Origin of the sequence: Brachybacterium sp. P6-10-X1, from assembly GCF_001969445.1 — a bacterium.
GTDB lineage: Bacteria > Actinomycetota > Actinomycetes > Actinomycetales > Dermabacteraceae > Brachybacterium.
Genome location: NZ_CP017297.1, coordinates 4,174,377 through 4,196,526, shown reverse-complemented (window position 1 = coordinate 4,196,526; position 22,150 = coordinate 4,174,377). Strand labels below are relative to the sequence as shown.

Sequence of the window (22,150 nt, the reverse complement as noted above, 5' to 3'; positions counted from 1 at the left end):
GCACTCGAGCCGTCTCCGAACCCTCGATGCCGCGCCCGATCCGGGTCGTCGCGGCCCGGAGCGCGGCCGCCCTGGCCCTGGCGGGCCCGAGGTACCGGCGGCGCACAGGTTCGTCCAGGAGGTTTTCCCTTGTCCGTCGCCACCGCGTCCGTCGACTCCGCTGCCCCGACCCCCGGCGAGGTGCTCACCCACCCGGTCCACGGTCCGGTGCGCATCGTCTCCACCTGCACCCGCACCGTCCGCGGGACCGAGCGGGAGTACGTCGACATGGAGGTCATCGGCGACGAGATGCGGATCTCCGTGCCCGCCGACGGCAAGGACGTCATCGGACTGCGCGCCGTGCTCGAGGAGAAGGAGATCGCCGACCTCCTCGTCCAGCTCGTCGAGCCGATCGAGCCGCCGGCGAAGAAGCCCTCCTGGGCCCACCGGATCAAGTCCCTGACGATGCAGCTGCAGTCGGGACGGATCTCGGATCGCATCGGAGTCATCCGCAGCATCCTCGGCGACTCGGGCGGGACGCCCTCCAGCCTGGCGGAGCGCAATCTGCTCAAGCAGGCGATCGCCCCGCTCGCCGCGGAGATCGCGATCACGCGCTCGATCACCATCGAGCAGGCCGACCTCCTCCTGCAGGACACCGCCGAGCGCGCGGTCGCGGCCGGCGCCCCCGGCGACGCCGCCTGAGCCTTTCCCTGCCCCGGGCGCGTCGGGCGTCCGCTTCCCGCGGCCGCGGACAGCAGGGACCACGAGCCGCCCGCGGCATCGGTCGTATCCACCGGCGTCGTCTCAGCAGGCTCCGCCCCATTCGGCGGAGCCTGCTCGCAGAGCGCCAGAGGATGCGAACCCGCGGCGCGCAAGGGGTGCGGACCCGCGGTGCGTCAGAGGGCGCGAAGGCGGCCGGGCCGCTCCGCGTCCTGACCTTCCCCGGCGCTGCGGGCACCTGATCGCCGCATCCCGCCGCGGTTCACCGCGCCCGGGTCCCTCCGGACGGCGTGACCCGGGGCAGGACCCGCGACAACCAGGCTCCGCCGACGAGGCACAGAGCCCCCATCGCAGCCCCGGCCACGGTGATCGGGGCGAACACGGCGACCCCGGTGACGACCAGCGGTGCCGCGAGGCGCCCCGCCCCGAGCATCGTGTTCCACCAGGCGAGGTAGCGGGTGCGCTCGTGCACCGGGGACACGTCGATCCCCAGCGTCATGACGATCCCTGATCCCAGGCCGTTGCCGATCCCGATCAACAGGCTCGGCACCAGCAGGGCGAGCAGTGCGAGGTTCTGCCCCTGCCCGGCCCAGGCGGTTCCCAGGATCGCCAGCAGCAGGTAACCGGCCCCCATCAGCACTGCGCACGGCACCGCCACGGCGGCACGACCATGGCGGTCCATGAGGGTGCCGGCCGGTATCACCAGCAGGATCTCGAGGACGGCGCTGACGCCGAACACGATCGAGATCCACACCGAGTCCAGCCCCAGCGCCGCGCCCAGCAGCGGCACGATCACCGGGCGGTTCACCCGCGCCATCATCACCGGCGTGATGCCGAGGCCGACGACCGCCATCCGGGCCAGCACCGCACGGTTCAGCACCCTCCGCGCCGGACTGCGGGGCGGACGCTGCCCGCGCGGTCGCGTCGGGCCCGCCTGCTCCTCCCCCGGAGGGAGGAAGACAGCGATCATCACGGTGGCGGCGGCTGCGGTCGCCGCGAACAGCAGGAACACCCCGGTGTCGGAGCCGGTGGCCATGACCACCGCGCCGAGGAGCGGACCGATCACCTGTCCGATGCGGATCACCCCGCCGAACAGCGTCATCCCGCGCGCCCGCATCATCGGCGGCAGTGCCGTGCCCAGGTAGGCCTGCCGCCCCAGCTGCCACACCTGCGTGTTCGTGGCCATCACCAGCAGCAGCACCACCAGGGCGACGCGGTGGACGGGGGCGGGCCCGTCGTGGACCGCCGGCGTGAGCACCACGAAGGCGATCACGTTCGCGACCACCAGCAGGCACCCGGTGGCCACCAGGGCGCTGCGTGCCCCGATCCGGGAGATGAGGCGTCCGGCCGGGATCGGTCCCAGGAACGAGGTGAGGCCGAAGATCGTCGTCAGCGCCGCGGCCTGCCAGGCGCTGAAGCCGAGGTCGAGGGCCAGCAGCGGGATCACCGGCATCAGGGCCGCCAGTCCGGAGAACTCCAGCAGGCTGGGAACGTACACCGAGGGAGCCAGGGACCACAGCACCTGTGTCGCGGGCCTCGACCTCCCGGAGGGAGAGGCGGGCTCGGGGGTGGTCACCGAGCGAGTCTGTCACCGGATAGTGAGCCCGGGCAAACACTTCCCGGCGGGCGGACACCGGGGGTGACCGCAGCGCTGCCGGTCGCTCAGTCGAGGTACGCGCTCGTGGTCGCCCGCTCCCCCTGGCGGGCGGTGTCCTCCTCGACCCCGGCGGCGACGGCCTCGGCCGCCCACCGCACCGACCAGGCGCGCAGCAGGTCGCGTCCGTCGGGTCCGGCCAACCACGCCGGGGTCGGCGTCGGCACATCGGTCATGCACACGGTGCGCCAGCCGTCGGCGGCCGCGGCGAGCCCCAGCAGAGCGATCTCCCAGTCCACCGCCCGCAGGCCCGGTCCGAAGGACTCGAACCGCTCGCGGTCGCTGAGCGTGGTGTAGCGCAGGCGCAGCGAGGTGGTGCCGTCGTCCTCGGGGTCCAGACGGATCACCAGGGGGTCGACGGCGCCGTGCTGCTCCCAGGTCACCGAGAGCAGATGGGGCGGCTCGACCCGGAGCACGGTCCCGTGGGCATCGGGCGCGACGAAGCGTCCGCCTTCGCGGAGGTCACCGGTGACCGGCCCGAACCAGTCGGCCAGGCGTGCGGGATCGGTCAGCAGCGGCCACAGCTGGGCAGGTGACCGGGCGACGTTCGTGGTCAAGGTCGCGGTCGTGCGCACCACGGGGCGCCCGTCGACGTCCTGGTCCTGGATCTCGAGCTCGCGTCGCACGGCATCGACCACGGTCGGCGACTGACTGGCAGCCATCTTCTCCTCGGCAGGGTCGGACAGTTCCGCGCCGGCGCGGCCGTGCGGGGCGGACGCTGCGGGGGCGGACGCTGGCAGACTAGTCGACCGGCGCATCCGGCGCCACGGGGCGGGAGCGGCTGGGGACGGGCGCCCGGCGCCCGTCGGGCGAGGACCTCGCCGTACGATGGCACGCGTGACTGCTGAGGCCGCCTTCGACCCATCCGCCTTCTCCGCTCATCTGTTCGACCTCGACGGCGTCATCACGCCGACCGCCGAGGTCCACATGCGCGCCTGGGCCGACATGTTCGACGCCTTCCTCGCCGGGCGCGGGATCGTCGATCCCTACACCGACGAGGACTACTTCGCCCACGTCGACGGTCGACCCCGCTACGACGGGGTGCGCGCATTCCTGACCTCCCGCGGCCTCGAGCTGCCCGAGGGCGATGACGAGGACGCCGGCGACCAACCGGTCGGGCAGGAGACGGTCCGTGGGCTCGGCAACCGCAAGAACGACCTGGTGCTGTCCCTGATCCGGACCGAGGGCGTCGCCCCGTATCCGGGTACCCTCGCCTATCTCGACACTTTGCCCCGGCGCTCCCGTCTCGCGATCGTCTCCTCCTCGCGCAACGCCGAGGAGGTGCTGCGCGGCGCCGGACTGCTCGGGCGGTTCGAGCACGTCGTCGACGGGAACGTCGCCGCCGACGAGGGACTTCCCGGCAAGCCGTCCCCCGCCACCTTCCTCCACGCCGCCCACCAGCTCGGCGTGGACCCCGGTGACGCGGTGGTCTACGAGGACGCGGTCTCCGGGGTCCGCGCCGGGGCGGACGGCGCGTTCGGCGCCGTCATCGGGGTGGACCGCGGCGTCGGGGCCGATGCGCTCGCCGCCGCCGGTGCCACCCTCGTCGTGTCCGACCTGGAGGAGATCGCGTGACCCGCCTGCGCTCGCTGCCCGCCGACCCCGTCGACCGCACCCGCCTGCCGCTGGACGAGTGGCGGCTGGTGGAATCCCGCCCGGGCGGGGACCTGGGTCTGATGGAGACCCTGTTCAGCACCGCCAACGGATACCTCGGGATGCGCGGCACCCCGGCGGAGGGCCGGGACGTGCACAGCCACGGCACCTATCTCAACGGCTTCCACGAGACCTGGCGCATCAACCACGCGGAATCGGCCTTCGGCTTCGCCCGCACCGGGCAGACCATGATCTCGGTGCCCGATTCGACCGTCATGAAGCTGTACGTCGACGACGAACCGCTGCTGCTGTCGATCGCGGACCTGGTGGAGTACGAGCGCTGGATCGACTTCCGCGAGGGCGTGCTGCGCCGGGAGCTGATCTGGCGCACGCCGGCCGGCAAGCGCGTGAAGGTCTCCACCTCTCGCCTGGTCTCCTTCACCCAGCGACACCTGGCGCTGATGACCCTGCGGGTCACGATGCTCGACGGCTCCGCCCCGATCGCGGTCTCCTCCCAGATCATCAACCGTCAGGACATCACCGACGACTACGGGCGCGGCGTGGACGGGGCGCCGATCACCGATACCGACGACCCGCGCCGGGCCACGGCCTTCACCCATCGGGTGCTCGAGCCGCTCCAGAACTGGCACAGCGAGCGGCGGATGCTGCTGGGCTACCGGGTGGCCACCTCGGGCATGACCCTCGCCGTCGGCGCGGATCACAGCGTCGAATCGGACGCCGAGGTCGAGCGTCTGGTGGAGACCAGCGAGGACCGCGGTCGGCAGGTCTTCCGCGCGCGCCTCGAGGAGGGCGGATCACTGACCGTCCGCAAGGCGGTCTCCTACCACTCCTCCCGCTCGGTCCCCCACCGCGAGCTGTTCGACCGCTGCCGACGCACGCTGGACCGGGTGCGGGCCGACGGGTTCGAACCCCAGTTCCAGGATCAGCGCGACTACCTCGCCGACTTCTGGGAGCGCTCGGACGTGCAGCTGCCGGGCCGACCCGTCGAGCAGCAGACCACCCGGTGGTGCCTGTTCCAGCTCGCCCAGGCCGCGGCCCGCTCCGATCAATGGGGCATCCCCGCCAAGGGGCTGACCGGCTCCGGGTACGAAGGCCACTACTTCTGGGACACCGAGGTCTATGTCGTCCCCTTCCTGACGTTCACCGAGCCCCGGTGGGCCCGCAACGCGCTGCGCTTCCGCAGCAACCTGCTGCCCAAGGCACGCGAGCGCGCCCGAGAGCTCAATCAGCGCGGGGCGCTGTTCCCCTGGCGCACCATCAACGGGGACGAGGCCTCGGCCTACTACGCGGCGGGCACCGCGCAGTACCACATCAACGCCGACGTGGCCTATGCCTTCGCCCAGTACGTGGACGTCACCGGCGATGTCGATTTCCAGCATCGTGACGGGGCGCGGGTCCTGACCGAGACCGCCCGGATGTGGGCCGACCTGGGATTCTGGCGGCTGACGGCCAGCGGGGACGCCAGCTTCCACATCAACGGGGTGACGGGGCCCGACGAGTACACCACCGTGGTCAACAACAACATGTTCACCAACGTCATGGCCCGCCACAACCTGCGCCGGGCGGCGCGGGCGGTGCGCGAGCTGCGGGAGGCCGACGAGGACGCCTATCGGGTGCTGCAGGCCGAGCTCGACCTGGACGAACTCGAGCTCGAGCAGTGGGACGCCTGCGCCGAGGGCATGTACGTCGCCAAGGACGATGCCCTGGGCATCCACCTCCAGGAGGACCGCTTCCTCGAGCGCGAGGTCTGGGACCTCTCCAGCACCCCCGACGACGTCTTCCCGCTGCTGCTGAACTTCCATCCGCTGGTGATCTACCGCTTCCAGGTGCTCAAGCAGGCCGATGTGGTGCTCGCCCTGTTCCTGCGCGGCAGCGAGTTCACGGCCGAGGAGAAGCGCGCGGACTTCGAGTACTACGACCCGATCACCACCGGTGACTCCTCGCTGTCGGCCGTGGTGCAGTCGATCATGGCCGCCGAAGTGGGCCACCAGAAGGCCGCGCTGGACTATTTTCGGGCCGGGCTGTTCGTCGACCTCGGGAACCTGCACGGCAACACCGCCGACGGGGTGCACATCGCCTCCGCCGGCGGGGTGTGGAACGCCCTGGTGCACGGATTCGGCGGGATGCGGCACGATCAGGGGCGGCTCTCCTTCGACCCGCGCCTGCCCGAGGACTGGCCGGAGCTGTCCTTCCCGCTCACGGTGCGCGGCTCCCGCATCCGTGTCCGCCTGCTGCGTGAGGAGATCATCCTCACACTCGTCAGCGGACGCGAGTTCGAGGTCTCGGTGCGCGGACAGAACGTGCTCGTGACCGCCGCAGGCACCTCGGTGCCGTTGCCGGATCAGGGCCCCGTGCTCGACGATGCGGTGTTGGCCTCCCCCGTCGGCCTCGGCGACCAGCGAGCCGACGGCTCGATCATGACCTCGTTCGTCCCCAAGGACCCCGAGGACCCCTGGGAGTACCCGGCCCTGACCGATCCCGACGACATCATCGAGGAAGCCTGACCCCGACCCCTGCCTGATCCCGGCATCCGGTGCCCCGGTGGCATAGGCTCCGGGCGTCCTGACCTTCCTCCACAGCCCGGAGCACGAGCGCACGGTGACCTCATCCCGCCCCCGTCGGCCGAAGCCGGTGGTCGAGTACCCCCGGCCCCGGCTGAGCATCCTGCACGTCCTGAACCGGGTCCGGATGCGCCTGCTGGACATCCAGGTGTGGGACGTGGCGGGCACCATGACGTTCTACCTGGTGCTCTCGCTGTTCCCGGGCGCGGTCGCGGCGGTGTCGATGATGTCCCTGATCGGCATCGAGGCCGAGACCCTGAAGGCGCTGTCGGGGATGTTCCAGGAGATCTTCCCGACCCTGGACCCGCGCCCGTTCCTCACCGCCATCCACGCGGTCACCACGAGCAACGGCGGTCTGCTGGGGCTCGCGCTGGGCACCGTCGGCTCACTGTTGTCGGCCTCCAACGGGGTCGCCGCGTTCCACCGCGCGCTGCACCGGGTCTACGACACCCGGGAGGGCCGGCCGTTCCTGTGGTTCCGCACCATCGTGTTCGGCGAGACGGTGCTGATCGTGGCGGTGGTGCTGCTGGCCGTGGGCATGATCATCGTCGGCGGCGAGGCCTCCCAGCGCATCGGCGACTTCATCGGCATCCCCCGCATCGCCTTCAACGCCTGGAACCTGGTGAAGTGGCCCATCCTGCTGGTGATCCTGATCATCGGCGTGTCCCTGGCCTACTATCTGTTCCCCAACGTGCGCCTGCCCCGCTACCGGCTGATGTCCCTGGGGTCGGTCCTGTCGGTGCTGGTGATGTTCGGATCCGCCGTCGCGGCCGGACGCCTGCTCGTGTACGCGACGCGCGTCACCGAGGTGCTGACGGTGCTCAACGGGCTGATCGCGATCCTGCTGCTGCTGTGGCTGGCCAATATCGTCATCGTCACGGGTGCGGCGCTGGATGCCGAGTTCCTGCGGGCCCGACAGATCGCGAGCGGACTGTCCGCCTGGGACCACATCGTGCTGGATTCCCATGCCACGCACACCCTGGACTTCCTGGCCCGGGATGCCGCCGAGGCCGAGGAGCTCAGCCGAGAAGTGGCCGGCGCCGCGCGGGACGGGGAGAGCCTGCATCGGGCGCGCGGTCCGTGGATCGTCGACGCCCGCAATCCGCTGGCGGTGAACCCGCCCAAGAAGCGCGCCCTCTCCGGTCCCGAGCCCGAGGATCCCGCCGGGCCGCCCGATCCTCCCGCCCCCTCGAACACAGGAGACCCCGTCGCATGAGCGTCCGCCCGATCACGATCGTCGGCCATCGCGCCCTCGCACAGCGCACCCGCCGCGTCCGCGAGGTGACCGAGGACATCCGCACCCTCGTCGCGGACATGTTCGAGACGAACGACGCGGCCGACGGGGCGGGTCTCGCCGCCCCTCAGGTCGGCGCACGCTGGCGGCTGTTCGTCTACTCCTGCACCGACGTCCAGGGCATCGAGCAGCGCGGCGTGGTCCTCAATCCGCGCCTGGAGCGCTTCGGCGGGATCGAGCTCGACGAAGAGACCCTGGAGGGGTGCCTGTCGGTGCCCGGGGAGGGCTTCCCCGCCGCCCGCCACCGCGGGGCGCGGGTCACCGGGATCGACCTGGACGGGCAGGAGGTCGTCGTCGAGGACACCGGCGGGGTGCTCGCCCGGGCGCTGCAGCACGAGGTCGACCACCTCGAGGGCACCCTCTACCTCGACCGCCTCACGCCTGCGCGCCGGCGGGAGGCCCTCGACGCGGTGACGGCACGCGGCTGGCGGGCCGGGGGTCTGCGCACCTGGGACCCGCGGCAGATCGAGGCCGCGGACGTCTGAGCCGCGGCCCGACGGGCTCAGCCCCGGCGCGACCACCCGCGCCCCGCGGCGGGCCGCCACGTCCGGACCGTCACAGCCCGGTATCGGGAAGCGGCACCACCAGGGAATGATCGCTACCCTGGGGGCATGGAACGCCGTCCGTGCCTCTCTCGTCGTCACGCCCTCCTGCTGCCCGCATCCGCAGCGGGGGCGGGCACCCTGGCCGCCTGCGGACCGCAGGAGGGGGGTTCGAACAATCCCGAGCCCCTCCGCGCCGACGAGGGCTCGGTCCCTCTGGACGAGATCCCGGAGAACGCCAGCACCATGGTCAACTTCGGTGGTCAGCAGCCCTTCGTGCTGCTGGTCCGCGGCACCGGCGACGACCTCACCGCCTATTCCGGCTACTGCACCCACAACGGCTGTGCCCTGAGCCAGATCCAGGACGAGCTGGACTGCCCGTGCCACGGCTCCAAGTTCGACGCCGAGAACGGCGAGGTGCTGGCCGGCCCGGCCACCCGACACCTGCCCGAGGTCGACGTGATGGTGGAGGACGGGGCCGTCCGCCGTGCCGGCTGACGGCCGCTCCCCCAAGCCGCCGCGTGAGATCGTCTCCTTCGTCCGGCGCGGCGAGCGGCTCTCTCCCGGCCGGCAGAAGGCCTGGGACCGCTGGTCGGAGCGGTACGTGCTCGATCCGGCGCGCGGTGAGCGCGACACCGTGCCGGGCGCCGAGGCCTCCCTCGACCTCGAGGAGGTCTTCGGCCGCCGCGCGGATCTCGTCGTCGAGGTGGGCAGCGGCCTGGGCGAGAACATCGCCGCGGCCGCCGTCGAGCACCCCGAGCGGGACCATCTGGCCGTGGAGGTGTATCGCCCCGGCCTCGCCCAGACCCTCAGCCGCCTCGAGCGCGCGGACCTGCCGGAGAACATCCGCCTGCTGCCCCTGGATGCCCAGCGCAGCCTGCCCGCCCTGCTGCCGGAGGCCTCCATCGCGCAGCTGTGGGTCTACTTCTCCGACCCCTGGCCCAAGTCCCGCCATCACAAGCGACGGTTGATCAATCCCCCCTTCCTGGATGCGGTGCTGCCGCTGCTGGCCGATGGGGCCGAGTTCCGCCTGGCCACGGACTGGGCCCAGTACGCCCATCACATGCGCGGCCTCCTCGACGCCCGCGAGGAGCTCGAGCTGATCCACCCCGACGGCCCTCGTCCCGGGGACCACAGCAGCGACCCCGTACCGGAGGGGACACCCCGAACCGGCTGGGCACCACGATTCGAGGGTCGTGTGAAGACCAGCTTCGAGGCCAAGGGACGCGGTGCCGGGCGTCTAGTATGGGATCTCGCGTACACCCGGGTGCCTCGGCAGTCCGGACGCGCCTCCACCTAGATCCTCCGGACTTCGGCCGCCCCGGCGGCTCCCTGTGAGAGCGAGCCCGTATGAACGCCCCCGACGATGTCGACCTCCCGTCCGACTGGGAGGACGGCGACCAGCCCGACCCCCGCCAACGTCGCGGTCGCCGCGTCGCGCTGCTCGGCCTCGGCCTCGTCGCGGTCCTCGTGCTGGGGGTGGGGCTGGTGATCGCCAACTACCTCCACGGCTTGGGCAGCGCGTACCAGAAGCGCACGGTCGTGCAGATCACCCGGGGCGCCTCCGACGGGGAGCGGCCCGAGGAGATCGAGGGTTCCGGCCGCAACATCCTGCTGCTGGGCTCCGACAAGCGCGCCCCCGAGGACGCCGCGTCCGAGGGGGTCAGCGGCCAGCGCTCGGACGTGATGATGCTGGTGCACGTCTCCGACGACAACCAGAGCGTCTACATCACCTCCTTCCCGCGCGACCTCTACGTCGACGTCCCAGGGCACGGGAAGGACCGCATCAACTCCGCCCTGGCCTACGGCGGGGTGGGTCTCGCGGTGACCACGGTGGAGAACTATGTCGGGGTGCCGATCGACCACGTCGCGCTCATCGACTTCGAGGGCATCGAGGGACTGGTCGACACGCTCGGCGGCATCGACGTGAAGATCCCGGAATCCTTCGAGGCCCAGGGCCATCAGTTCACCGAGGGCACCCAGACGCTGAACGGCGAGGAGGCGCTGGCCTTCGTCCGCGAGCGCAAGCAGTTCTCCGACGGTGATTTCCAGCGCAACCGGAACCAGCAGGCGGTGCTCCAGGGCATCGCGAGCAAGCTGATCAGCGCCGACACGCTGAGCGACCCGGGCAAGCTCTCCAGCACCGTCGAGTCCATCTCCCCGTACCTCACCACCGATGCGAGCCTGACCGGCGGGAAGATGGTCGAGCTCGGGCTGTCGATGCGCTCGATCCGCTCGAGCGATCTCCACTACCTCTCGGTCCCGCACGGGAGCCCGACCACCACCTCCGGCGGGGCGAGCGTCGTGGCCACCGACGAGGAGGCGATGGACGTGCTGCGCGAGGCGCTGCGCACGGACGACATGGGAACCTATTACGCTCAGAACGCCGGGACCGCCTGATCGCCCGCCCCGGCTGCCGTCCCTGACCGACCGCTTGGAGGAATCCCGTGGCCAATCCACTCGTCAAGATCGCCGTGCCGGTGGCAGGAATCATCGCCTCCCAGGTCGGCAACAGAGCCGCAGCCAAGGGATGGGGCGCCGTCTTCGGGGAGGACGCTCCGACCGTGAAGGCGAACAAGGCCGCCCAGAAGGACGCCGAGAAGCGCCGCAAACAGGCCAAGAAGGACGGCCTGCCGAAGGCCGAGATCGACGCCATCAAGGATCCCGTGGACGATCAGCCGATCTGGAAGATGCTGCTGTGGGCGACCGTCTCCGGCGTCCTGCTGCAGGGACTGCGGATGGCGGCCAAGCGCGGCGCCAAGTCGGGCGCCGAGCGCCTGACCATGCGGCGCCCCCGCCCCAACCGCGGCTGAGCCCGAGCCCCCGCGACCTCAGAACTCGGAGACGTCCACGCTCTCGTGCAGGGTGTCCAGGGAGTCCCCGGTGACCAGGAAGCCGACCCGGCGCACGAGCGACACGGCATGGTCGCCGATGCGCTCGTAGAAGCGGATCAGCAGCGTGAGGTCGACGACCTGGCCGTTGGTGTACCCGTGGCCACGGGCGATCTCCCGGGAGATCTCCAGCATCAGCTCGTCGATCTCGTCGTCCTCCTTCTCCACCTGGGCGGCCAGTGCCAGGTCACGATCGGCGATCACCTGCGACGCCTCCGCCAGGGCGGCCCCCGCCAGGGACGACATCCGGGCGATCTGCTCCCGATGCTGCTCGGGGACTGCCGCCGCCGGGTGCGTGCGCCGGGCCACCAGCGCCACGTGCGCGCACAGATCGCCCATGCGCTCGAGCGAGGAGCTCATGCGCATCGCCGCGACGAGCAGCCGCAGATCGGTGGCGACGGGGGCCTGCCGAGCGAGCAGCTCGACGGCTTTGGCGTCCAGCTCGACCTGCCGCTCGTCGATGTGGGGGTCGGCGGCGATCACCCGCTCGGCCAGCCCCAGGTCGCCCTCGAGCAGAGAACGGGTCGCATCCTCGAGCGCCCTCCCGACCAGTTCTGCCATGTCGACCAGATCATCGACGATGTGCCGCAGGTCGCTCTGGTACGCCTCGCGCATGATGGTTGCTCCTTCGTCCGACGGTTTCCTCACCCGGCAGTATCGCAAGGGACGGTGAACGGGCGTCGCGCCGGGGTGAACAGGAGGCATCCTGCCCGTGAACTCCTCGCCCGCCTGTCCCGGGCGCCGCGTCGACCTGTCGGGCGGGCGCCGGGCGGGGCCTAGGCTGTCGGTGTGCCCCTGACTGCCCTCCTCCTGCTCGCCGCGGCGATCGGTCTCGTGATCGGTTGCGCGGCGACGCTGGCGTTCGTGCGGTCCGACCGTCGGCACGCCACGACCCCATCGGTCACGCAGCACGGCGTGCCCGGGGCGACCGCCGAGGTGCTCGCCATCCTGTCCTCGGCGTACGTCGTGCTCGACGCGAGCGGCGACGTGCTGCGGGCCTCGCCGCTGGCCTACTCCTACGGCATCGTGCGCGCCGCCGAGGGCGACTACCCGCGGCTGGCCAACTCCGAGCTGATGGAGCTGGCGGCCGACGTCGGGCGCAACGGCGGCTTCCGCGACGAGCGTCTCACCCTGCACCGCTCCAGCCAGCGCGACACCGATGCCGTGATCGACGTGCGCATCGGAGCGCTCGGAGAGCACGGGGCGCTGCTGCTGGCCGACGACCTCACCCGCGCCGTCCGCGTCGAGGAGACCCGGCGCGACTTCGTGGCCAACGTGTCGCACGAGCTGAAGACACCGGTAGGGGCGATCACCCTCCTGGGCGAGACCATGGAGGACGCGGCCGAGGACCCGGACGCCGTACGCCGATTCGCCGAGAGGATGCAGGTCGAGTCCCGCCGGCTCTCCCACCTGGTGCAGGAGATCATCGAGCTCTCGCGAGTCCAGGGCAGCTCGTCCCTGCCGGACGCGGAGCCGGTCGAGATCGACGACGTCATCGACGACGCGGTCTCCCTCAGCCGCAACCTCGCACTCGGCTCCAGCATCGAGCTGGCGACCGGGACGCCGAGCGGTCTGCGGGTCTTCGGCTCGGCCTCGATGCTGACCACGGCGCTGTCGAACCTGATCTCCAATGCGATCGCGTACTCGGATCCGAGGACCCGGGTCGGGGTCTCCGCGCGGCGCGACGGAGGGATGATCGAGCTGTCCGTCAAGGACGAGGGCATCGGGATCACCAAGGAGCACCTCGAGCGGGTCTTCGAGCGGTTCTTCCGGGTCGACCGGGCCCGCTCCCGCACCACCGGCGGGTCCGGGCTGGGCCTCGCGATCGTCAAGCACATCGCGACCGATCACGGGGGCGAGGTCACCGCGTGGTCGATGCCCGGCCAGGGCTCGACCTTCACGCTCCGCCTGCCGGAGATGGGCAGCACCGAGACGATCACCTCGCCGGTGCCCCTCCCCGCGAGCACCGCGGAGCCCAGGACACCGGCCGGGACGGGCGAGGACCCGACGGCCGAGAGCAGGCGCGGGTCCTCCGGGCACCGCGGAACGACACGCGCCGTGGCGACCGACCACGCGCACGGAAAGGGAAGCTGACATGACGCGGATCCTGATCGTGGAGGACGAGGAGTCGTTCTCCGATCCCCTCTCCTACTCGCTGCGCAAGGAGGGGTACGAGGTCGCTGTCGCCGACAACGGCACCGACGGCCTGCGCATCTTCTCGGTGCACGGTGCCGACCTGGTGCTGCTGGATCTCATGCTGCCCGGGATGAGCGGCACGGAGGTGTGCCGGGAGATCCGGCGCACCTCGAGCGTCCCGGTCATCATGCTCACGGCGAAGGACGACGAGTTCGACAAGGTCCTGGGGCTCGAGCTGGGTGCGGACGACTACGTCACCAAGCCGTACTCCTCGCGGGAGCTGCTCGCGCGGATCAAGGCGGTGCTGCGTCGTGGCCAGGACTCGGCCGAGGTCGAGGAGGAGGCGACGCTGACGGCGGGCGGCATCATGATGGACGTCGAGCGGCACGTCGTCCAGGTCCGCGGCGAGGACGTCTCGCTGCCGCTGAAGGAGTTCGAGCTGCTGGAGATGCTGCTGCGCAACGTGGACCGGGTGCTCACCCGCGGTCAGCTCATCGACCGGGTCTGGGGCGCGAACTACGTCGGCGACACCAAGACCCTCGACGTCCACGTCAAGCGCCTGCGCGCCAAGATCGAGGACGACCCGAAGAACCCGGCGCACCTGGTGACCGTGCGCGGACTGGGCTACAAGTTCGAATCCGCCGGGGCGGCCGGCTGAGTCACCCCGCCCGTCGCGGACACCGACGAGAACCGCCCCGCAGCCTGGCTGCGGGGCGGTTCCTGCGGCGGTCGTGGCGGCGGTGGGCCCTCGCGCGTGCGGGAGTCCCTCAGCCTGCCTCGGGCGGACCGTAGTGCTCCAGGGAGATCGGCATCACCGGAATCTTGATGGTGGTGGTCTCCCCCGCCGCGGTGACCTCGAGGTCGATGAGGTGGCCCGGCGTGGTGGGGATCTCGGTGATCGGCACCTGCTGGTTGGTCTCGGTCCGGCCGAGCTCCACGGACTCGTGCGCGGGGACGGCGACGGAGGTTGCGAAGACGGTGGTGCCGGCGGCGACGCCCTCGAGCTCGACGGTGATCTCCTCGTCGGAGTAGTTCTGCACGGTCGCCGAGAACGCCGGGTTGCCGCCGTCGGCGTCAGCGATGATGAGCGCGTTGCGCACACCGGCGTGGAGCATGCCCGCCTGCTCGATGTTGGCGTTGTTGCCGTCGCCCGACTGGTAGAACTCGTGCGTCTGCACCGGGCTGAAGTACGCGCATCCGGAGGCCGAGAGGGCGAGACCCACGGCGGCTGCGGTGAGCACGAGACGGCGAGGACGACTCACGGGGGACTCCTGTTCGGTGCCGCTGAGGACGGCGGGACGTTCCGGGGACAGCTCTGACAGGTTACCCCACCTCCGCACCGGATCCCGCCGCCGCCCCGCCGCCGCCCCGCCGCCGGCCGACCGTCACGGTCGATGCCCGCGGCCTGCCCCCGCATCACGAGCTCCCGGCGCCGCGTCACAGGCCCCCGCATCTGCCGTGAAGCGGCCATGAACAGCGGATTCGCACGAGGGCGCGGATCCTAACACGGCGCACCGGTGCTAGACTGGTCTGCGGAAAGGGGACCCACCACATGAATTTTGCTGTCGGCGAGACCGTCGTCTACCCGCACCACGGTGCCGCACTCATCGAAGAGGTCAAGACCCGCACCATCAAGGGCGAGGATCGCACCTACCTCAAGCTCAAGGTCGCCCAGGGCGACCTGACGATCGAGGTCCCCGCTGACAACGTCGATCTCGTCGGCGTGCGCGACGTCGTGGACAAGGAAGGCCTCGACGAGGTCTTCGAGGTGCTGCGTCAGCCCTACACCGAAGAGCCCACCAACTGGTCGCGCCGCTACAAGGCGAACGTCGAGAAGCTGGCTTCCGGGGACGTCAAGAAGGTGGCCGAGGTCGTGCGCGATCTCTGGCGCCGCGATCAGGACCGCGGCCTGTCGGCCGGGGAGAAGCGCATGCTGGCCAAGGCGCGTCAGATCCTGGTCTCCGAACTCGCCCTCGCGGAGAAGACCGACGAGACCGATGCCGAGTCGATCCTCGACGAGGTCCTCGCCTCCTGAGCATCCGCCGCCGGGCTCCTCGCGTGCCTGCCCGGCCGCACATGACAGAATCGACCCTCGCCGGGGTGCCGTGACATCCTGCCGATCTGCACGCCCCGGGGCCGTCGACCGTCGCCCCGCCCTCGACCGCCCCAGGAGTTCGCATGCTCACCATCGCCATCGTGTGCGGCGCGGGGATCGCCACCTCCGCGCTGGTCGCGGAGCAGGTGCGCGACCACCTCACGTCCCGTGGCCGCGACGCCCACGTGGTCCAGGCCACCGTGATGGACCTGCTCTCGGCCGATTTCCAGGCCGATCTCGTCGTCAGCACCGTCGGCCTGCCCCCCGCCCTCGGGATCCCCCAGATCTCCGGCATGCCCCTGCTGCTGGGCACCAACCCCCAGGTCACCTATGACGACATCGACCGCGTCCTGGCCCGGATCGACGGAGACACCACGGCCTGACCTGGGTCTGCGAGGAGCAGCGATGACCACCGAGAGGACCGCGATGGCCCTGACCGCCGAGGACGTGGAGGCCGCTGCGGAGCGCCTGGCCCCGGTGCTGCGGCGCACCCCGCTGCACCGCAGCGAGCGGCTCAGCGACCTGGCCGGGGTCCCGGTGTGGCTCAAGCGCGAGGACCTGCAGTCGGTGCGCTCCTACAAGCTGCGCGGCGCCCAGCTCTTCCTCGATTCCCTGGACCAGGAGTCCCGGGCGTCCGGGGTCGTGGCGGCCAGCGCCGGCAACCATGCCCAGGGCGTCGCCCAGGCCTGCCGCACCCTCGGCATCCACGGACGGATCTACGTCCCCGGCAGCACCCCGCGCCAGAAGCGCGAGAGGATCACGGCGATCGGCGGGGACCGCGTCGAGCTGGTCCTGGTGGGCGACACCTTCGATGATGCGGCCGAGGCCGCGGCCGAGGACGCCGACCGCACCGGTGCCACCCAGGTCCCGCCCTTCGACCATCCGACGATCATGGCCGGGCAGGGCACCGTGGCCCTCGAGGCCGTGGACCAGCTGCGCACCGAGCAGGGTCGCGAGGTCGGCACGATGGTCCTCCCCATCGGGGGCGGTGGCCTTCTGGGCGGCTGCGGAGCCTGGCTGCGGGAGCGGACCCCGGCGGTGCGGATCGTCGGCGTGGAGCCGGCCGGCGCGGCGTCGATGGCCGCCGCCCTGCGGGCGGGGCATCCCGTGACCCTGCAGGAGATGGACCGTTTCGTCGACGGTGCCTCGGTGCGTCGGGTCGGCGCGGAGCCGCTGCGCATGGTGCAGGCCGTCGAGCCCGAGCTGACGGCGGTCGACGAGGGCGCGGTGTGCACAGAGATGCTGGAGCTCTACCAGGTCGACGGCATCATCGCCGAGCCCGCCGGGGCCCTGGCCGCCACCGCGGTCGCCACCGGCGCGATCGAGCACCTGGGCCTGCCTGCTGCGGGGGGCCCTTCCCCCGAGGAGGAGACCGGCGACATCGTGGTGATCCTCTCCGGCGGCAACAATGACGTCTCGCGGTACCACGAGATCGTCGAGCGGTCCCTGGTCCACGAGGGGCTCAAGCACTACTTCCTGGTCACCTTCCCGCAGGAGCCCGGGGCGCTGCGGCGGTTCCTGGACCGGGTGCTGGGGCCGAACGACGACATCGTGCTGTTCGACTACATCAAGCGCAACAACCGCGAGGAGGGGCCCGCACTGGTGGGGCTCGAGATCGGTGACCGCCGCGACCTCGAGCCGCTGATGTCGCGCATGGCGGCCTCGACCATGGACATCGAGCGCATCGATCCCCACGACCCGATCTACCGCTACCTCACCTGAGGACGCGACGCGGCGCCCCGTCCCGCTCGGCCGCCCCCGGCCCTCGCCCGGGTCAGGCCTCGGGGTAGGCCTCCGCGTCGGGGGTGAGCGTCAGCGACCTGGCCTCGACCGCGGAGCGGACGATGTCGTCCAGTCCGTGCTCGGACTTCCATCCGAGCTGCTGGGCGATGCGGTCGCCCGAACAGACCAGGCGGGCCGGGTCCCCGGCGCGCCGCGGGCCGATCTCGGGGGTGATCTCGATGCCCTGGACGCGGGCGATCGCGTCGATCACCTCGAGCACGCTCGAACCCTCCCCGGTCCCGACGTTGAACACCCGGTGCGGGCGGTCCTCACCGCGCAGGTAGTCCAGCGCCGCGATGTGCGCATGGGCGAGGTCGAGCACGTGGACGTAGTCGCGGATGCAGGTGCCGTCCGGGGTGTCGTAGTCGTCGCCGAAGACGACGGGGGCCTTGCCCTGCTCGAGGCGGTCCAGGACGATCGGCACCAGGTTCATCACCGCGGTGTCGGCGAGCTCGGGCCAGCCGGCGCCGGCCACGTTGAAGTAGCGCAGCGCGACGGTGCGCATGCCGTGGGCACGCTCGGAATCGGCCAGCATCCACTCGCCCACGTACTTGGTGGCGCCGTAGGGGTTGATCGGCTGCGGGGTGAGGTCCTCGGTGACGAGGTCCACGTCCGGGACGCCGTAGACGGCCGCCGACGAGGAGAAGACCACGTCGCGCACCTCGGCGGTCGCACAGGCGGCCAGCACGTTGGCGAGGCCGCCGATGTTGTCGCGCCAGTACATCTCGGGGTTCGCGACCGACTCGCCGACCTGTTTGTGCGCGGCGAAGTGGATCACCGAATCGACGCCGGAGGCGCGCAGCCGGACGGCGAGCTTCTCGCTCGCGTCGGGCGCCGTGATGTCGAGATCGATCAGTTCGGCGCCCTCGGTCCGCGCCCGGATCCCCGTGGAGAGGTCGTCGACCACGAGCACCTTCTGCCCCTGGTCGAGGAGGAGTCGCACCACGTGCGATCCGATGTACCCGGCGCCACCGGTCACGAGAGTCGTCATGGTTGACATCCTACCGGTCAGTCAGCTCCAGGAGCCGGTCAGCGGGCGTCCCTCCGCGTAGCCCGCGGCGCTCTGGAGGCCGATCACGGCCCGATCGCGGAACTCGGCGGTGCTGGCGGCACCGGCGTAGGTGAAGGAGGACCGCACCCCGGCGGTGATCTCGTCGAGCAGGTCCTCCACCCCGCCGCCGGTCTCGGCCAGGTACATGCGCGAGGTGGAGATGCCCTCCTCGAACAGGCCCTTGCGGGCCCGGGCGAAGGCGTCCTCGTGAGCGGTGCGGTGGGAGACGGCGCGCTTGGAGGCCATGCCGAAGCTCTCCTTGTAGCGGCGACCGTTCTCGTCGGCCCGCATCTGGCCCGGGGACTCGTAGGTCCCGGCGAACCAGGAGCCGATCATCACGTTGGAGGCGCCGGCGGCGAGGGCGAGGGCGACGTCCCGGGGATGGCGGACCCCGCCGTCGGCCCACACGTGCCCTCCCAGGCGACGCGCTTCGGCGGCGCATTCCAGGACGGCGGAGAACTGGGGCCGGCCGACACCCGTCATCATGCGGGTGGTGCACATGGCGCCGGGGCCGACGCCGACCTTGACGATGTCGGCCCCGGCCTCGATCAGCTCACGGGTGCCCTCGGCGGTGACGATGTTCCCGGCCGCCAGGCGCACCGGTGTCGCATCGCGGTCCCCGAGCGCCGTCCGGGCGGTGCGCAGGGCCTCGAGCATCTTGTCCTGGTGGCCGTGGGCGGTGTCCAGCACGATCACGTCGGCACCGGCGGAGACCAGCTCCCGCACCCGGGTGGAGACGTCGGCGTTGATCCCGACGGCGACCGCGACCCGCAGCTGACCGGCGGCGTCGGTCGCGGGGCGGTAGATGGTCGAGCGCAGCACGCCGGTGGCGGTCAGGACCCCGCGCAGCGCCCCGCCGTCGGCCGCGGACTCGACGACGACGGCGGCGTCGTGATGGGTGGCGGCGATGCGGGCGTGCAGCTCGGCGGGGGCGATCTCGAGATCCGCGGGCTGCAGGACGGGCACGTCCGTGCTCAGCACGTCGCCCACCGGGGAGAAGGAATCGCGTCCGGCGATCTCCTCGGCGGAGACCGTGCCCAGGGGCCGACGCTGCTCGTCGACAACGACGACGATGCCGTGGGGTCGCTTGGGCAGCAGGTCGGCGGCTTGGCCGAGGGTGCCGTCGACGGTGAGGGTCAGGGGGTGGTCCACCAGCAGGTCGCGCTGCTTCACCGAGCGGATGATCCAGTCGATCCGGTCCGGCGAGAGGTCCTGGGGCAGCACGGCGAGTCCGCCGCGCCGGGCCATGACCTCCGCCATGCGGCGGCCGGAGACCGCGGTCATGTTCGCGGCGATCAGCGGGATCGTGGTGCCGGTGCCGTCATCGCTGGCGAGATCGGCGTCGAACCGGGAGGTGATCGCTGAACGGGCGGGCAGGAAGAAGCAGTCGTCGTAGGTCAGGTCCGTCGACGGGGTGTGGATCAGGCGCATGGGGCCAGGATACGGATATCGTCCCGTCATACGACCTGCACCAGGTTCTCACAGGCGGATGCGAGACGATCCGTCCTCGTGAATCTAGGATGTAGCGCATGATGGACCCCTCCTCGGCCTCCCGGCGCCGGCGACGTCGATCCGGCAGACACCAGGAGCCGGTCCGACGCGCCCCGTCGACGCCCCTGCCTCCGGACGAGGCACGCAGGAATCGGGACGCGGCCTTCGGCACCCCGAATCCCAAGCGCACGTGGATCGGTGGCACCGCGGAGACGGCCGCGTCCGCCGAATCCGGGGCCCCCGCCCCGTCGGCGTCGAGCCCGTCCCCCGGCGAGGCAGAGCCTTCCTCTGCGACCGCGGCGGAGCCCGCACCCCCTGCCGCCGCAGAGCCCTCCTCTTCTCCGGCGGCGGAGTCCCCGGCCCCGGGCCCGTCCTCCGCGGATGCGGCTCCCCGTCGTCCCCGAGGCCGACGGGCCGCCTACCCGTTGGCCGCGGACGGCACCCCGGCGTCCCCGCCCGTGCAGGGAGCCGCCGGCCAGGACGGCAGCGGGCGGCCGTCGCTCTCGCGCCCGCTGCGCGGCAATGCTCCCGTGCACGACGCCTGGTCGCAGGAGGCGACGTCGAGCGAGCACGACGCCTGGTCGGGCTCGATCGCCCCCCGTGGCTCGTCCGAGCCCGCCGCTCCCGGCGACGGCCCCACGGAACCGGGCTCCCCCGCGACCGCCGGGGACTCCGAGCCCTCACGCGCGACCGGGTCGACCGGCCCGGCCGGAGCGCCCGGCGCGACGGGCACGTCGGACGCGGCGGATGCGCACGAGGGATCGCTGCCGAAGGTGGCGTTCTGGACCGTTCTCACCACCCTGCTGCCCGGCTCGGGCCTGGTCACCACCCGACTGCGCCGGATCGGCTGGGTGCTGCTCGCGATCCTGGCCCTCGCCGCCGTGACGCTGACGGCCTTCCTGGTCATCGGCGACCCGATGCGCAACGGCATGATGCTGCTGACCAACCGCGCCGTCCTGATCGGGTTCCTGATCACCGCCGTGGTCATCGGCCTGGTGTGGGCGCTGCAGATCGTGGCGGCGAACCTCACCCACTCCCGCCGCCAGCGCCTCGAGGGGACCAAGCGCTATCTCGCCCTCGCCCTGGCGGCTCTCATGGTCGTCGCCGTCGTCTTCCCCGTCGGCCGCGGCGTGCAGTCGCTGTGGGCGGCGCAGGGTCTGCTCGGCTCGACAACGGTGTTCGGCGGTCGGGACGGCGACGGTCGGACGCTGGCGGAGGGCAAGGACCCGTGGGCGAACACCGAGCGCGTGAACGTCATGCTGCTGGGCCAGGACGCCGGCTCCGACCGCACCGGCACCCGCCCGGACACGATCATGGTGGCCTCGATCGACACCGAGACCGGACAGACCGCCCTGTTCTCCATCCCCCGAAACCTCGAGAAGGTCGAGTTCCCGGAGGGGACCCCCGCGGCCGAGGAGTTCCCCGACGGCTTCGACTACTACGGACCGAACCAGGACCTGATCAATGCGGTGTGGACCTGGGCCGAGGAGCATCCCGATCTCTTCCCCGACGATCCCAACCCGGGGCTCACGGCCACCCGCTGGGCGGTCGAGGAGACTCTCGGTCTGGACACCGACTACTACGCGATGGTGAACCTGCAGGGCTTCGAGGATCTCGTCAACGCCATCGGCGGCGTCGACCTGGTCGTGGAACGGCGCATCCCCATCGGAGGAGGCGCCGGCCCGATCGACGGCTACATCGAACCGGGTTCGCAGAAGCTCGACGGCTATCACGCGCTGTGGTACGCCCGCTCCCGCGAAGGGTCCAACGACTTCGACCGCAACTGCCGCCAGCAGCGCATCGTGCGAGCGGTGGCCGAGGAGGCCGACCCCGCGACCTTGGCCATGTCGGTGCCCCGCCTGGTCTCCGCCACGGAGGCGAACATCCAGACCGACATCCCGGTCTCGAACCTGGACGCCTTCGTCGATCTGGCCCTGCGGATCAAGGACGGTGGTTTCACCTCCTACCCGATCACCCCGGACGTGACCCCCTCGGGGAACCCGGACTACGAATACCTCGAGTCCTGGGTGCAGGCCTCCATCGAGGACTCCATGAAGCAGGACCCGCCGGAGTCGGTGCTCGGGGAGACCGAGCCGGGGTCGACCGATCCCGCGGACACCGGCGCCGCTCCCGAGGAGGAGAGCTCCTCCGACGACGTCCCGGACTCGGAGGAGACGACCGAGGAGGAGACCACGGAGGAGGAGACCACGAGCGAGGACGAGACCTCCTCGTCGGAGACGACGCCGACGGACGAGCCGACGATCGATCACGATCCGCTGAAGTCCTGCCTGCCGGGAGCCGAGGCCCAGCAGGGCTGAGCGACGGCGCTCCCCCCGGGGG

At 71.4% G+C, this 22,150-nt stretch carries 21 protein-coding genes; 15 read left to right on the top strand and 6 right to left on the bottom strand.

Annotated features, from left to right (window positions below; translation table 11 throughout):
• Positions 1–129: 129 nt before the first annotated feature.
• Positions 130–681 carry a CarD family transcriptional regulator gene (locus tag BH708_RS18660; RefSeq protein WP_076810457.1) on the top strand — a complete coding sequence of 184 codons (552 nt, stop codon included), beginning with the start codon at positions 130–132 and terminating at the stop codon, positions 679–681.
• Between the two features lie 280 nt (positions 682–961).
• Here the strand turns inward: BH708_RS18660 and BH708_RS18655 are convergent, their stop codons facing one another.
• Both BH708_RS18655 and BH708_RS18650 read right to left on the bottom strand, forming a co-directional pair.
• Positions 962–2,275: an MFS transporter gene (locus tag BH708_RS18655; RefSeq protein ID WP_253705404.1), complete on the bottom strand. Its 1,314-nt coding sequence runs from the start codon at positions 2,273–2,275 to the stop codon at positions 962–964.
• Positions 2,276–2,361: 86 nt separating this feature from the next.
• Positions 2,362–3,015, bottom strand: a complete 654-nt coding sequence (locus BH708_RS18650) for an SRPBCC domain-containing protein (protein WP_076810455.1) — start codon at positions 3,013–3,015, stop codon at positions 2,362–2,364.
• A gap of 166 nt (positions 3,016–3,181) precedes the next feature.
• Between BH708_RS18650 and BH708_RS18645 the strand changes: the two genes are divergently transcribed.
• The 8 genes from BH708_RS18645 to BH708_RS18610 all read left to right on the top strand — a co-directional run bounded on the left by BH708_RS18645 (position 3,182) and on the right by BH708_RS18610 (position 11,177).
• The gene (locus BH708_RS18645) at positions 3,182–3,928 is read left to right on the top strand and encodes an HAD family phosphatase (RefSeq protein WP_076810454.1); all 747 of its coding nucleotides are present in this window, start codon (positions 3,182–3,184) and stop codon (positions 3,926–3,928) included.
• Positions 3,925–6,471: a glycoside hydrolase family 65 protein gene (locus tag BH708_RS18640; RefSeq protein ID WP_076810453.1), complete on the top strand. Its 2,547-nt coding sequence runs from the start codon at positions 3,925–3,927 to the stop codon at positions 6,469–6,471. Before BH708_RS18645 ends, BH708_RS18640 begins: the two co-directional genes overlap by 4 nt.
• Before the next feature lie 94 nt (positions 6,472–6,565).
• On the top strand, positions 6,566–7,744 hold the full coding sequence (locus BH708_RS18635; RefSeq protein WP_076810452.1) for a YihY/virulence factor BrkB family protein: 1,179 nt from the start codon (positions 6,566–6,568) through the stop codon (positions 7,742–7,744).
• Positions 7,741–8,307 carry a peptide deformylase gene (gene def / locus BH708_RS18630; protein WP_076810451.1) on the top strand — a complete coding sequence of 189 codons (567 nt, stop codon included), beginning with the start codon at positions 7,741–7,743 and terminating at the stop codon, positions 8,305–8,307. The genes BH708_RS18635 and def overlap by 4 nt, the downstream gene beginning before the upstream one ends.
• Positions 8,308–8,433: 126 nt before the next feature.
• A complete protein-coding gene (locus BH708_RS18625) occupies positions 8,434–8,862 on the top strand; it encodes a ubiquinol-cytochrome c reductase iron-sulfur subunit (protein ID WP_076810450.1) in 429 nt (142 codons plus the stop codon).
• Positions 8,852–9,664 carry a tRNA (guanosine(46)-N7)-methyltransferase TrmB gene (trmB, locus tag BH708_RS18620; RefSeq protein ID WP_076810449.1) on the top strand — a complete coding sequence of 271 codons (813 nt, stop codon included), beginning with the start codon at positions 8,852–8,854 and terminating at the stop codon, positions 9,662–9,664. The genes BH708_RS18625 and trmB overlap by 11 nt, the downstream gene beginning before the upstream one ends.
• Positions 9,665–9,714: 50 nt before the next feature.
• Complete coding sequence (locus tag BH708_RS18615) at positions 9,715–10,764, top strand: LCP family protein (protein WP_076810448.1); 1,050 nt, start codon at positions 9,715–9,717, stop codon at positions 10,762–10,764.
• Positions 10,765–10,811: 47 nt separating this feature from the next.
• A complete protein-coding gene (locus BH708_RS18610; RefSeq protein ID WP_076810447.1) occupies positions 10,812–11,177 on the top strand; it encodes a DUF4235 domain-containing protein in 366 nt (121 codons plus the stop codon).
• Between the two features lie 18 nt (positions 11,178–11,195).
• Here BH708_RS18610 and phoU read toward each other — a convergent pair whose 3' ends face one another.
• Positions 11,196–11,870 (bottom strand): phosphate signaling complex protein PhoU, encoded by a 675-nt coding sequence (phoU, locus tag BH708_RS18605; protein WP_076810446.1) that lies wholly within the window; start codon positions 11,868–11,870, stop codon positions 11,196–11,198.
• 174 nt (positions 11,871–12,044) lie between these two features.
• On the opposite strand from phoU, the gene BH708_RS18600 reads away from it, so the two are divergent.
• Positions 12,045–13,349 (top strand): cell wall metabolism sensor histidine kinase WalK, encoded by a 1,305-nt coding sequence (locus tag BH708_RS18600; protein WP_083713804.1) that lies wholly within the window; start codon positions 12,045–12,047, stop codon positions 13,347–13,349.
• A gap of 1 nt (position 13,350) precedes the next feature.
• A complete protein-coding gene (locus tag BH708_RS18595; protein WP_076810445.1) occupies positions 13,351–14,049 on the top strand; it encodes a response regulator transcription factor in 699 nt (232 codons plus the stop codon).
• 109 nt (positions 14,050–14,158) lie between these two features.
• Here BH708_RS18595 and BH708_RS18590 read toward each other — a convergent pair whose 3' ends face one another.
• Positions 14,159–14,653, bottom strand: coding sequence for a hypothetical protein (locus BH708_RS18590; RefSeq protein ID WP_076810444.1), 495 nt, complete (start codon positions 14,651–14,653; stop codon positions 14,159–14,161).
• 290 nt (positions 14,654–14,943) lie between these two features.
• Here BH708_RS18590 and BH708_RS18585 point away from each other — a divergent pair, with 290 nt between their 5' ends.
• From BH708_RS18585 to ilvA, 3 genes are all read left to right on the top strand, one after another.
• On the top strand, positions 14,944–15,426 hold the full coding sequence (locus BH708_RS18585; RefSeq protein WP_076810443.1) for a CarD family transcriptional regulator: 483 nt from the start codon (positions 14,944–14,946) through the stop codon (positions 15,424–15,426).
• 143 nt (positions 15,427–15,569) lie between these two features.
• Positions 15,570–15,869 carry a PTS sugar transporter subunit IIB gene (locus BH708_RS18580; protein WP_076810442.1) on the top strand — a complete coding sequence of 100 codons (300 nt, stop codon included), beginning with the start codon at positions 15,570–15,572 and terminating at the stop codon, positions 15,867–15,869.
• Positions 15,870–15,891: 22 nt separating this feature from the next.
• Complete coding sequence (gene ilvA, locus BH708_RS18575; protein ID WP_076810441.1) at positions 15,892–17,208, top strand: threonine ammonia-lyase IlvA; 1,317 nt, start codon at positions 15,892–15,894, stop codon at positions 17,206–17,208.
• 52 nt (positions 17,209–17,260) lie between these two features.
• Here the strand turns inward: ilvA and galE are convergent, their stop codons facing one another.
• Positions 17,261–18,259 (bottom strand): UDP-glucose 4-epimerase GalE, encoded by a 999-nt coding sequence (gene galE, locus BH708_RS18570; RefSeq protein ID WP_076810440.1) that lies wholly within the window; start codon positions 18,257–18,259, stop codon positions 17,261–17,263.
• Between the two features lie 21 nt (positions 18,260–18,280).
• The gene (locus tag BH708_RS18565; protein WP_076810439.1) at positions 18,281–19,750 is read right to left on the bottom strand and encodes a GuaB1 family IMP dehydrogenase-related protein; all 1,470 of its coding nucleotides are present in this window, start codon (positions 19,748–19,750) and stop codon (positions 18,281–18,283) included.
• A gap of 518 nt (positions 19,751–20,268) precedes the next feature.
• Here BH708_RS18565 and BH708_RS18560 point away from each other — a divergent pair.
• Positions 20,269–22,128: an LCP family protein gene (locus BH708_RS18560; protein WP_253705403.1), complete on the top strand. Its 1,860-nt coding sequence runs from the start codon at positions 20,269–20,271 to the stop codon at positions 22,126–22,128.
• Positions 22,129–22,150: the final 22 nt, after the last annotated feature.

Coding starts and splice junctions, on each gene's coding strand:
- BH708_RS18650 (WP_076810455.1), bottom strand. CDS start 3,015: ATGGCTGCCAGTCAGTCGCCGACCGTGGTCGATGCCGTGCGACGCGAG.
- BH708_RS18645 (WP_076810454.1), top strand. CDS start 3,182: ATGGCACGCGTGACTGCTGAGGCCGCCTTCGACCCATCCGCCTTCTCC.
- def (WP_076810451.1), top strand. CDS start 7,741: ATGAGCGTCCGCCCGATCACGATCGTCGGCCATCGCGCCCTCGCACAG.
- BH708_RS18625 (WP_076810450.1), top strand. CDS start 8,434: ATGGAACGCCGTCCGTGCCTCTCTCGTCGTCACGCCCTCCTGCTGCCC.
- BH708_RS18615 (WP_076810448.1), top strand. CDS start 9,715: ATGAACGCCCCCGACGATGTCGACCTCCCGTCCGACTGGGAGGACGGC.
- phoU (WP_076810446.1), bottom strand. CDS start 11,870: ATGCGCGAGGCGTACCAGAGCGACCTGCGGCACATCGTCGATGATCTG.
- BH708_RS18595 (WP_076810445.1), top strand. CDS start 13,351: ATGACGCGGATCCTGATCGTGGAGGACGAGGAGTCGTTCTCCGATCCC.
- BH708_RS18585 (WP_076810443.1), top strand. CDS start 14,944: ATGAATTTTGCTGTCGGCGAGACCGTCGTCTACCCGCACCACGGTGCC.
- BH708_RS18580 (WP_076810442.1), top strand. CDS start 15,570: ATGCTCACCATCGCCATCGTGTGCGGCGCGGGGATCGCCACCTCCGCG.
- ilvA (WP_076810441.1), top strand. CDS start 15,892: ATGACCACCGAGAGGACCGCGATGGCCCTGACCGCCGAGGACGTGGAG.
- galE (WP_076810440.1), bottom strand. CDS start 18,259: ATGACGACTCTCGTGACCGGTGGCGCCGGGTACATCGGATCGCACGTG.
- BH708_RS18565 (WP_076810439.1), bottom strand. CDS start 19,750: ATGCGCCTGATCCACACCCCGTCGACGGACCTGACCTACGACGACTGC.